This is a genomic window from Streptomyces sp. NPDC048349 (assembly GCF_040651925.1).
GTDB lineage: Bacteria > Actinomycetota > Actinomycetes > Streptomycetales > Streptomycetaceae > Streptomyces.
This window is the reverse complement of record NZ_JBEZLA010000116.1, coordinates 1-10,146: the sequence shown is the minus strand read 5'-3', so window position 1 is coordinate 10,146 and position 10,146 is coordinate 1. Positions and strand designations below refer to the sequence as shown.

Genomic DNA, 10,146 nt, shown 5'->3' with positions numbered 1-10,146 from the left:
CCCCGTACTGGACGTACTTGGGCTTTCGGCCGGTGCGGCGAGAGTGCGTGCCGGGCACCGCGACGCCGCGGACCTCCGTCAGACACCCCCTAGCCACCACTGCTGGGCGACGGCTCGGGGACGGCGTTGGGCTGGGCCTGCACCGGGAGCGACCACACGTGCTCCGGGGTCACGATCTTCGTGACCGTGTTGCCGATGAGGGAGCTCAGGTTGCCGGACTTCCCGTCGACGTCGGAATTCACCACGATCACCAGGGTGGCCCGGGCCTGCGGGAGCCGGGCGGCGATGGTCTCGTAGCCGGGCAGTTCGCCGTTGTGGCCGATCCAGCCGTCGACGTCGGCGATGCCCAGCCCGTAGCCCACGTCGGGGTACCCGGTGGGCACGGCGCGCAGCCGCTGGGCCTGGGTGCCGGGCTCCAGCAGGCGGTCGCCGCCGGGCAGCCGGCCGTTCACCAAGGTCGGTACCCAGCTGCGCAGGTCGTCCATGGTGGAGATGATCGCGCCGGCCGCCCAGGCCCAGGACGGGTTCCAGGTGGAGGCGTCGGTGGTCGTGCCGTCCTTGGTGAAGTTCGTGTAGCCGTGCGCGTACGGGTCGGGCATCGCGGAGCCGGTCGCCAGCGAGGTGTCGTCCAGGCCCGCCGGTTCGAGGACGTGCTGGTCCAGGTACGTGTGCAGCGGCCGGCCGGAGACCTTCTCGACGAGCAGGCCGAGCAGCACGGTGTTGGTGTTGCTGTACGCCCAGCGGGCACCCGGCCGGAATTCGGCAGGGTGCTTGAACGCGACGTCGAGCAGCTGCTGCGGGGTCCAGGAGCGGTGCGGATCCGCCTGGTACGAGGCGAGCCAGCTCTCGTCCTCGGTGTAGCTGTACAAGCCGCTGCGCATCTCGGCGAGCTGGCGGACCGTGATCCGGTCGCCGCCGGGCACGCCGTCGAGGTACGTCGATATGGGCGCGTCGAGCCGCACCTTCCCCTCGTCGACCAGCTGGAGGACGCCGGTGACGGTGAAGGTCTTGGTGACGCTGCCGATCCGGGTGAAGAGATCGGTCTTCATGGGGGTGCCGGCCGCCTTGTCGGCGGTGCCGAAGGCGCGCTCGTAGGAACGCTCGCCGTCGATCCACAACCCGACCCCCACACCGGGGATGTCCGCCTCGCGCATGGCCGCCGTGATCGCGTCGTCGAGCTTCTCGGCGGTCGCGGGGTCGATGCCGGCCCGGCCCGACGGGGCGGCCGCGGGGGCCTGGCCCGCGCACAGCGCGGTCAGCAGCAGGGAGGCGGCGGCCAGGGCCGTGGCCGTCCTCGTCCGGTACCGGGCCATGTCGGGCCCCCTCTGACGCACGTCCCCGAGCGGTCCCTCCCATCGTAGGAACCGTGGCCGGGGGCTGCGACCGGGCCGTCGTCAGGCGCGGGCGGGCTCCACGGCGGGCTCCTCGGCGGACTGTCCGGCGCGGCCCGCGGCAGGGCCGGCGGAGGCCACCACCCGGGTCGCCCGGGGCGGCGTGCGGCGGTGCAGGCGCAGGGCGACCGCGGTCAGGGCGAGGGCGGTGACGGTCATCGCGGCGCCGGCCCAGGCGGTGGCGGCGAAGCCCAGGTCCGCGTCGATGACGGTGCCGCCGAGCCAGGGGCCGCCGGTGTTGCCGAGGTTGAAGGCGGCGGTGGTGGTGGCGCCGGCCAGGGTCGGGGCGGCGCCGGCCACGTTGAACATGCGGGCGTTGAGCGCCGGGGCGGTGAAGAAGGCCGAGACGCCGAGCAGGAACGACAGGGCGATCGCCGCGGCCGCGGCCGAGGCCAGCAGGGCGAGCGCGGCGAGGAAGACGGTCGAGGCGGTGATGCCCCAGATCATCACGCCGAACAGGTGCGCGTCGGCGACCCGGCCGCCGATGGTGGTGCCGACCAGCGCGCCGACCCCGAACAGTCCGAGGATCCACGGGACCCAGCCCGAGTCCAGCCCCGCCACGTCCGTGAGCAGCGGTGACAGGTAGCTGAAGGCGCAGAACACGCCGCCCGCGGCCAGGGCCGTGATGCCGATGGAGAGCCAGACCTGCCGGTCGCGGTAGATGCGCAGTTCGCGGCCGAGCGAGGGCTTATCGGCGGGCAGCGGGATCTTGGGGATCAGCGCCAGGATGCCGGCGAGGGCGATCGCGGAGGCCGCGCCGACCGACCAGAACGCGGAGCGCCAGCCGAGGTGCTCGCCGAGGAAGGCCCCGGCGGGAACGCCGAGGACGTTCGCGATGGACAGGCCGCCGATCATGACGGCCATCGCGCGGGCCCGCTGGTCCTTGTCGACCATGGCGATGGCCACGGCCGCGCCCACGGCCCAGAATCCGGCGCACGCGAGGGCGGAGACCACGCGGGAGGCGAACAGGAGCTCGTACGAGGGAGCCAGTGCTCCCGCCACCTGCCCGAGGCCGAAGAGGCTGATGAGGGAGATGAGGGTGGTGCGGCGCGGAAGGCGCAGCGTGGCCACGGCCAGCAGCGGCGCCCCGACGACCATGCCGATCGCGAACGCGGAGATGAGCAGGCCCGCCTGCGGGATGGTGACGCCCATGTCCCCGGCGATGGGCGGCAGCAGTCCCGAGAGCATGAATTCGCTGGTGCCGAGCGCGAAGACGGACAGGCCGAGAATGTAGACGGCTACGGGCATGCGGGGGCGGCGTGCGGCATCTGCGGGCATGACATGCACCAACCGTCGCGCACGCGATCACATTCCCCGGGGGGTGAGCCGTGCGAGCTCCGCGGCGAGGTTGGCGCGCGCCGGGGCCTCCCAGTGCGCGGCTCCGTACGGGGTGCGGAAGAGCCGCGGCAACGCCAGCAGCTGCCCCAGCACCGCGGCGCGGCCGGCGGTGAAGGCGTCGTCCGGAACGAACGCGTACTCGGCGCGCACGGCCGCGGCGTAGGCGGCGTACGCCTCGGGCGCGCCGGCCAGGACGGCGAGGTCCGCGTCGCAGAGCACCTCGCCGTTGGTGTCGCCGGGCGCGGGGTCGTGGGTGACGGTGAGACGGACCAGCCGGGCCACTTCGGCGGTGCGGGCCGGCTCCAGGCCGAGCTCGGGCAGGGCCCGCTCGGCGAGGGCGGCGCTGCGTTCCTCGTTCTCGGAGCGGTCGGGGCGGTAGACGGCGTCGTGGAACCAGGCGGCCAGCTCGACGGCGGCGGGGTCGGCGGCGTGCTCCGCCAGTACGTCGATCCGTGCCAGTACGTCGGCCAGGTGCGCGGTGGTGTGGTAGCGGCGTTGCGGCTCCGCCCAGGCGGCGAGCAGGCGGTCGGCGTAGGGCGCGGGGTCCCGGTCGGCGGCGGCGCCGGCGGCGGTGGCGGCCGCGTGCCAGCGGGCGCGGAGGGCCGCGGTGTCGGTGTGCGGGGTGCCTGTGTCCATGCGCACATTGTGGGGGTGGCGTGCGGGTGCTGGTGGAGCGCGGGCGGAGGCCCGTACTCTTGATATTGGACTAGACCTATTTTCACCAGACCTATTTCGTTCAGCTTCTCGAAGGATGGGATCGAATGAGCAACCGTGCGCTCCTGGAGGTGATCGCCCTCGACGCGCAGGACGCGATCGCGGCCCAGGCCGGTGGGGCGGACCGGCTCGAGCTGGTCACCGACATGGCCGCCGACGGGCTCACCCCGCCGCGCGAGACCTTCGCGGCGATCAGGGCGGCGGTCGACATCCCGCTGCGGGTCATGATCCGCAAGGCGGACGGGTTCGCGGCGGGCGAGGTCTCCGGGCTGGTGGACGCGGCGCGGGAGCTGCGGGCGGAGGGGGCGGAGGAGTTCGTCCTCGGGTTCCTGAACCCGGACGGGACCCCTGACCTGGCGGCGGCCCGGGCGGTGCTGGCGGAACTGGACGGCTGCCGCTGGACCTTCCACCGGGCGATCGACCGCGCGGCGGACCGCGAGGGCCTGCGCAAGGCGGTGGCGGACCTGCCCGGTCTGGACACCTACCTGACGGCGGGCTCGGCGGCCGGGGTCGACGAGGGCATGCCGGTGCTGCTGGCCGAAGCGGGGGCCGCGCGGCGGGGGGAGCCGGGGTACGCGCCGCGGATCCTGGTCGGCGGGGGGCTGGCGCTGTCGCACCTGCCGATGCTGCGCGAGGGGGGGATCGACGCGTTCCACATCGGCGGCGCGGCCCGGCCCTCCGGGTGGGGCCGGCCCGTCTCGGCGGAGGCCGTCGCCGAGTGGCGGGCCGCGCTGGACTGACCGGCGCGGCGCCGCTGTCGGGGGGCGCTGCCCCCCGAACCCCCGCGCCTCACACGCATTCCGGTCCTGCCGGCGTGTGAGGCGCGGGGTCCGGGGCGCAGCCCCGGCAGCGGACCCGCACGTCAGGACAGGGCGGCCGGGAGCGGGGCCGCGTGCACGAGGGCCAGGCCCGAGACCGCTCGGGTGAGGCAGACGTACAGGCGGCGCAGCCCGGTCCGTTCGTCCGGCTCGCCGTCGACGATCGCGGCCGGCTCGTCCAGCACGACGTAGTCGTACTCCAGACCCTTGGCCAGGGAGGCCGGCACCAGGGTCAGCCGGGACTCCGCCGTCGTCTCCTCGCCGGGAGCCAGGTACGCCAGCCCCGCCCCCCGCAGGGCCTCCGCCAGGACCGGCACCCGCGCGTCCGCCGTGATCAGCCCGACCGACCCCTCGTGGACCAGCGAGGCCCGGCAGGCCTCGACCACCGCCGGCGTCAGGTCCGCCACCTCGGCGATCCGCAGCGACCCCGGCGTCTCACGGACCGAGGAGACCGGAGCCAGCCCCGGCGAGATCGACGGCAGCAGCCGGGACGCGTACGCGATCACCTCGCGCGGCACGCGGAAGCCCGCCGTCAGCTCCTCCACCACCGCCCGCGGCTTCCCGAGGTGCGCCAGCGCCTCGTCCCAGCTGCGCGTGGCCCACGGCGTGGTGCCCTGCGCCAGGTCGCCGAGCACCGTCGCCGAGCCCGTCGTGCAGCGCCGCCCCACTGCCCGGTACTGCATCGGCGACAGGTCCTGCGCCTCGTCGAGGACGACATGGCCCAGCGAAGGCGTCCGCTCCACCAGGTCGGCCGCCTCGTCGATCAGCACCAGGTCGGCCGCCGACCACTTCGCCGACCTGACGCTCCTGAACGGCTTCGGCCACAGCAGCAGCTTCTGCTCGTCCGCCGTCAGGACGTCCTGCGCGTGCGCTGCGAGGAAGTCCGGGTCGGACAGCAGGCGCAGCACCAGCTTCGCCGGGTCGACCGGCGGCCAGATCTCCTTGACCGCCGCCTTCACGGCGGTGTTGCGCGCCACCGCGTCCTGCACGCGGTCGTCCGGCGCCTCCCCCGCCTGTTCCATCCGGACCAGGACCGCGTGCGCGATGCGCTGCGGGAGCGCCTCGCGGGCGGCCCCGTAGCGGATGTCGCGCTTCTGCAGCTCCTCGACCATCTCGGCGATCTCGTACGCGGGCACCCGCCAGCGGCGCGAACCGCGCACCACCATCAGCGCCTCGGCCGGCTGCGCGACGTGGGAATCGAGGGCCCGGCGCAGCACCTCGGCCATCCGGGCATCGCCCTTGACCACGGCGGTTTCGGCCGCGTCCGTGCCGCGTACCTCCAGGCCCTCGCGGACCACCAGGTCGTCGACGGTGGCCTGCTTGACCTCCAACTCGCCCAGGGCGGGCAGGACCTGCTCGATGTAGTGCAGGAAGGAGCGGTTCGGTCCGATGACGAGGGTGCCGGTGCGGGCGAGCCGGTCGCGGTGCGCGTACAGCAGGTACGCCACCCGGTGCAGGCCGACCGCCGTCTTCCCGGTGCCCGGGCCGCCCTGCACGCACACGGAGCCGGACAGGCCGGAGCGGACGATCTCGTCCTGCTCGGGCTGGATCGTCGCGACGATGTCCCGCATGGGGCCGACGCGCGGGCGCTCGATCTCCTGCTGGAGCAGCTTGCTGACCGCGGCCGCCTCGGAGGGGTCGGAGAGGTGCTCGTCCTCGTACGCCGTGAGCTCGCCGCCGGTGTAGCCGAACCTGCGGCGCAACGCGATGTCCTGCGGGTCGGTCTTGGAGGCCCGGTAGAACGGCTGGGAGACGGGCGCGCGCCAGTCGATGACCATCGGATCGCCGTCGGCGTCGTGGACGTGGCGGCGGCCGATGTAGAACTGCTCGCCCTGCGCACCCTCGGCGAGCTCCGCGCCGGGCGCGTGCAGGTAGTTCAGCCGCCCGAAGAACAGGGGGGTGTGGGCGAGGTCGGCGAGGGCCTTGATCCGGTCGTCGATCTGGGCCTGGAGGACGATCGCGTTGACCCAGTTCGCGGTGACGTCGCGGATGTCGAGGGACTCCACGTCCTCGCGCATGGCGCGGAGCGCGGCGCGGGAGGCGGTCAGGTGCGCGCGTTCGCGCGCGAGCGGGTCGGATTCGGGGGCGTGCGCGGGCACGGGACTGCCTCCAGCTGCTGGGTACGGAACAGATGGCCCACCGGTTTCCGTGCGGTGGGCGGCTCTCCCCGGTGGTGCGGCGGGAGGCGGCAAGAGCGGTGAGTGTAGTCATCGCGGCAGGGGCGCGCGAACGGATTGGGGGACCGCAGGCCCCGCCTGCAGGGCGGACCCGGCCGGTACCTCCGAACGGGTGTCATACCCAGGGGTGTGAGACTTCGGGCAGGGCCACTAGGGGTGAGCATGGGCCCGCAGGAGGACCCGCGGGGCCAGGAGGTTCCGCCCCTGGGGCGATGCCGGGGCGCGGGCGGAAACGGACCATGGACACATGAGCACCGCAACCTTCACCCCGGTCCAGGGCGGCGTCCCTCGCGGCGCCACCGCCACCTCCGACTTCCGTCCGCGCCACGGCTTCGGCGGCGTCCTGCGGGCCGCCAAGGTCTTCGCCGCGGCCGCCGTGAGCGTCGTCGTCCTGGGCGAGTACGCCGAGGACGCGGGCGTCATACGCCGCTGACCGGCCGCCGGGCCCGGTCCCGTCCGCCCGGGGCCCGCAGGCCCGCGCCGGTGCGGCGTGCGGCGCGCCCGGTCCCGCCCGCGCCCGGTCCCGCCCGCGCCCGGTCCCGCCCGCGCCCGGTCCCGCCCGCGGGAGGTCCGGGCGCGTGGAGCGTGACCGGCTCAGTCGTTCGCCAGCAGCTCGTCCGCGTCCATGATCCGGTAGGCGTAGCCCTGTTCGGCGAGGAAGCGCTGGCGGTGCGCCGCGAAGTCCTGGTCGATGGTGTCGCGCGCGACCACCGAGTAGAACCGCGCCTCGTGGCCGTCCGCCTTCGGCCGCAGGACGCGGCCCAGCCGCTGGGCCTCCTCCTGGCGGGAGCCGAACGTACCCGACACCTGGATGGCGACCGTCGCCTCGGGCAGGTCGATCGAGAAGTTCGCGACCTTCGACACGACCAGCACGCTGATCTCGCCCTCGCGGAACGCGTCGAAGAGCTTCTCGCGCTGCGCGTTGGAGGTCTCGCCCTTGATGACGGGCGCGTCCAGGTGCTCGCCCAGCTCGTCCAGCTGGTCGATGTACTGGCCGATGACCAGCGTCTGCTCACCCTGGTGCTTGCGCACCAGCGCCTCGGTGACCTTGCGCTTCGTCGCCGTCGTCGCGCAGAAGCGGTACTTCTCCTCGGTCTCGGCGGTCGCGTAGGCGAGGCGCTCCGACTCCGTCAGGTTCACCCGGACCTCGACGCAGTCGGCGGGCGCGATGTAGCCCTGCGCCTCGATCTCCTTCCACGGAGCGTCGAACCGCTTCGGCCCGATCAGCGAGAAGACGTCCGACTCCCGCCCGTCCTCGCGCACGAGCGTGGCCGTCAGGCCGAGGCGCCGGCGGGCCTGGAGGTCGGCGGTGAACTTGAAGACCGGTGCGGGCAGCAGGTGCACCTCGTCGTAGACGATCAGGCCCCAGTCGCGGGAGTCGAACAGCTCCAGGTGGGGGTAGACGCCCTTCCGTTTGGTCGTCAGGACCTGGTAGGTGGCGATCGTGACGGGCCGGATCTCCTTGCGGGTTCCGGAGTACTCGCCGATCTCCTCCTCCGTCAGCGAGGTCCGCTTGACCAGCTCGTGCTTCCACTGGCGGGCCGAGACGGTGTTCGTGACCAGGATCAGCGTGGTCGCCTTGGCCTTCGCCATGGCCCCGGCGCCCACCAGCGTCTTGCCCGCGCCGCAGGGCAGCACGACCACACCGGAGCCGCCGTGCCAGAACCCCTCGACGGCCTGCTGCTGGTAGGGGCGCAGCGCCCAGCCGTCCTCGGCCAGGTCGATCGCGTGGGCCTCGCCGTCGACGTACCCGGCGAGGTCCTCGGCGGGCCAGCCCAGCTTGAGCAGCGTCTGCTTGATCTGGCCGCGCTCGGAGGGGTGCACGGCCACGGTGTCGGCGTCGAGCCGCGCCCCGACGAGCGGGGTGATCCGCTTGGACCGCAGGATCTCCTCCAGCACGGGCCGGTCGGTGCTCGTCAGGACCAGTCCGTGCACGGGGTGCTTGGAGAGGGTGAGCCGGCCGTAGCGGGCCATCGTCTCGGCGACGTCCACGAGCAGCGCGTGCGGGACGGGATAGCGGGAGAACTCGACGAGGGCGTCGACGACCTGCTCGGCGTCGTGCCCGGCGGCCCGGGCGTTCCACAGCCCGAGCGGGGTGATCCGGTAGGTGTGGATGTGCTCGGGAGCCCGCTCCAGCTCGGCAAAGGGTGCGATGGCACGCCGCGCGGCTCCGGCGAGCTCGTGGTCGACCTCGAGGAGGAGTGTCTTGTCGCTCTGGACGATGAGAGGCCCGTTCACGAACGTCCCTTTCAGACATGGGTGGCCCACCCGGGCGCGGGCGGCCAAACCTCCAGTGTGCCCCATCGCGGCACGGGTGGGGCGGGGTCGGCTGCCGGGTCGGCTGCCGGGCCCGCGCAGCTCGTAGGGCGTGCTCTCCGTCCACCCCGGCAGCGAGCAGCCCGAGCGGGTTCACGACCCGGAAATGTGACTGGAATCACAGATTCCAATTGGAACACGCCATTCCGAATCTGGGATCTTGATGCCCCTTTGGGCCCTTTGGCCTCCGTTACGTTCACTCTCGCGCCGCGGCCTGCGGCGCGAGAAGAACGCAGGAAGCACAAGAGACCGGGGAAGCATGGAGATACACGTTCCCGCTCCGGAGGAGCGCGGGCGGCCCTGGACCGGGAGGAGTCTGCGGCACATCGCAGGCGGACTCGTCCTGGCCCTGGGCGTCACGCTGCTGGACGGCACCAGCGCCGCGATGGCGGCAGAGGCCAAGGCCGTGGCGAAGGCCGCCGCCACGGCCGAGAAGCCGACCGCCACCTCGGCGGCGGACATCCCGTCCGCCCGTGTGGCGGCGCGCCTGTCGGGGAAGCGGGTGGAGGCGCTTTCGGAGCGCACGGAGACCTCGACGACGTGGGTGAACAAGGACGGTTCGCTCACCTCCGAGGTCTTCGCCGGTCCGGTCCGGTTCCGTGATGCGGCGACCGGCGAGTGGCGTGACGTGGACGTCGAGCTGGCCGCACAGGTGGACGGTTCGGTCGCGTCGAAGGCTCACCCGAGGGGCCTGAAGCTCGCGGGCAAGTCGGGTGCGAAGGCCGCTTCGCTGAAGGCGGCCCAGGCCGCCCCGGCGACGGATCTGGTGACGCTGGGCGAGGGTGACCAGCAGATCGCGCTGCAGTGGCGCGGTGGTCTGCCGAAGCCCGAGCTGGACGGCACCCGTGCCAGGTACGTGGACGCCGTGCCGGGTGCGGACGTGGTCGTCGAGGCGACCCGTACCGGTTTCGAGCAGTTCGTCGAGGTGAAGGCGAAGCCTGCTGCGGGCTTCTCGTACACGCTTCCCCTCAAGACCAAGGGTCTGAAGGTCGCCGCGCAGGCCGACGGCAGTGTGCTCTTCACCGACGAGAAGTCGAACAAGACCGCGACCATGCCGGCGCCGGTGATGTGGGACGCGACGGTGGACGAGGTCTCGGGTGAGCACACCCGGCGGGCCAAGGTCGCCATGAAGGTCGTCGAGACCAAGGGCGGCGTGGACCTGGTCATCACCCCGGACGAGAAGTTCCTCGCGGACCCGGCCACGAAGTACCCGGTGACGGTCGACCCCTCGACCTCCACCCTCGGGAACCTCTTCGACACCTACGTCCAGCAGGGCGAGACCGTCGACTGGTCCGCGGACACCGAGCTGGACCTGGGCAACCCCGGCACCAAGAACGCCGACGGCACCTGGCGCACCGCCCGTTCCTTCATCACCTGGAACACCGCGCCGAT

7 protein-coding genes and 1 pseudogene are annotated in these 10,146 nt (G+C 73.1%); 3 read left to right on the top strand and 5 right to left on the bottom strand.

Features of this window, described 5'->3' with window-relative positions; genetic code table 11:
* Window positions 1-89 precede the first annotated feature (89 nt).
* From AB0D44_RS33525 to AB0D44_RS33515, 3 genes are all read right to left on the bottom strand, one after another.
* Window positions 90-1,313, bottom strand: a complete 1,224-nt coding sequence (locus AB0D44_RS33525; protein WP_362598414.1) for a serine hydrolase domain-containing protein — start codon at window positions 1,311-1,313, stop codon at window positions 90-92.
* An 81-nt stretch (window positions 1,314-1,394) separates the two neighbouring features.
* The gene (locus AB0D44_RS33520; RefSeq protein WP_362598420.1) at window positions 1,395-2,639 is read right to left on the bottom strand and encodes a Cmx/CmrA family chloramphenicol efflux MFS transporter; all 1,245 of its coding nucleotides are present in this window, start codon (window positions 2,637-2,639) and stop codon (window positions 1,395-1,397) included.
* A 57-nt stretch (window positions 2,640-2,696) separates the two neighbouring features.
* Window positions 2,697-3,365 (bottom strand): hypothetical protein, encoded by a 669-nt coding sequence (locus AB0D44_RS33515; protein WP_362598412.1) that lies wholly within the window; start codon window positions 3,363-3,365, stop codon window positions 2,697-2,699.
* Between the two features lie 125 nt (window positions 3,366-3,490).
* Between AB0D44_RS33515 and AB0D44_RS33510 the strand changes: the two genes are divergently transcribed.
* Window positions 3,491-4,183, top strand: a complete 693-nt coding sequence (locus AB0D44_RS33510) for a copper homeostasis protein CutC (protein ID WP_362598409.1) — start codon at window positions 3,491-3,493, stop codon at window positions 4,181-4,183.
* A 122-nt stretch (window positions 4,184-4,305) separates the two neighbouring features.
* Here AB0D44_RS33510 and AB0D44_RS33505 read toward each other — a convergent pair whose 3' ends face one another.
* Window positions 4,306-6,279: an AAA family ATPase gene (locus tag AB0D44_RS33505; RefSeq protein WP_362598417.1), complete on the bottom strand. Its 1,974-nt coding sequence runs from the start codon at window positions 6,277-6,279 to the stop codon at window positions 4,306-4,308.
* Window positions 6,280-6,685: 406 nt separating this feature from the next.
* On the opposite strand from AB0D44_RS33505, the gene AB0D44_RS33500 reads away from it, so the two are divergent.
* Window positions 6,686-6,871 (top strand): hypothetical protein, encoded by a 186-nt coding sequence (locus AB0D44_RS33500; RefSeq protein ID WP_362598407.1) that lies wholly within the window; start codon window positions 6,686-6,688, stop codon window positions 6,869-6,871.
* A 161-nt stretch (window positions 6,872-7,032) separates the two neighbouring features.
* Here the strand turns inward: AB0D44_RS33500 and AB0D44_RS33495 are convergent, their stop codons facing one another.
* Entirely contained in the window at window positions 7,033-8,676 is a 1,644-nt protein-coding gene (locus AB0D44_RS33495) for a DNA repair helicase XPB (protein WP_362598404.1), read from the bottom strand.
* 463 nt (window positions 8,677-9,139) lie between these two features.
* On the opposite strand from AB0D44_RS33495, the pseudogene AB0D44_RS33490 reads away from it, so the two are divergent.
* Window positions 9,140-10,146, top strand: a pseudogene (locus tag AB0D44_RS33490) (sugar-binding protein); the annotation flags it as partial.

Coding starts and splice junctions, on each gene's coding strand:
- AB0D44_RS33525 (WP_362598414.1), bottom strand. CDS start 1,313: ATGGCCCGGTACCGGACGAGGACGGCCACGGCCCTGGCCGCCGCCTCC.
- AB0D44_RS33520 (WP_362598420.1), bottom strand. CDS start 2,639: ATGCCCGTAGCCGTCTACATTCTCGGCCTGTCCGTCTTCGCGCTCGGC.
- AB0D44_RS33515 (WP_362598412.1), bottom strand. CDS start 3,365: ATGGACACAGGCACCCCGCACACCGACACCGCGGCCCTCCGCGCCCGC.
- AB0D44_RS33510 (WP_362598409.1), top strand. CDS start 3,491: ATGAGCAACCGTGCGCTCCTGGAGGTGATCGCCCTCGACGCGCAGGAC.
- AB0D44_RS33505 (WP_362598417.1), bottom strand. CDS start 6,279: ATGCGCGAGGACGTGGAGTCCCTCGACATCCGCGACGTCACCGCGAAC.
- AB0D44_RS33500 (WP_362598407.1), top strand. CDS start 6,686: ATGAGCACCGCAACCTTCACCCCGGTCCAGGGCGGCGTCCCTCGCGGC.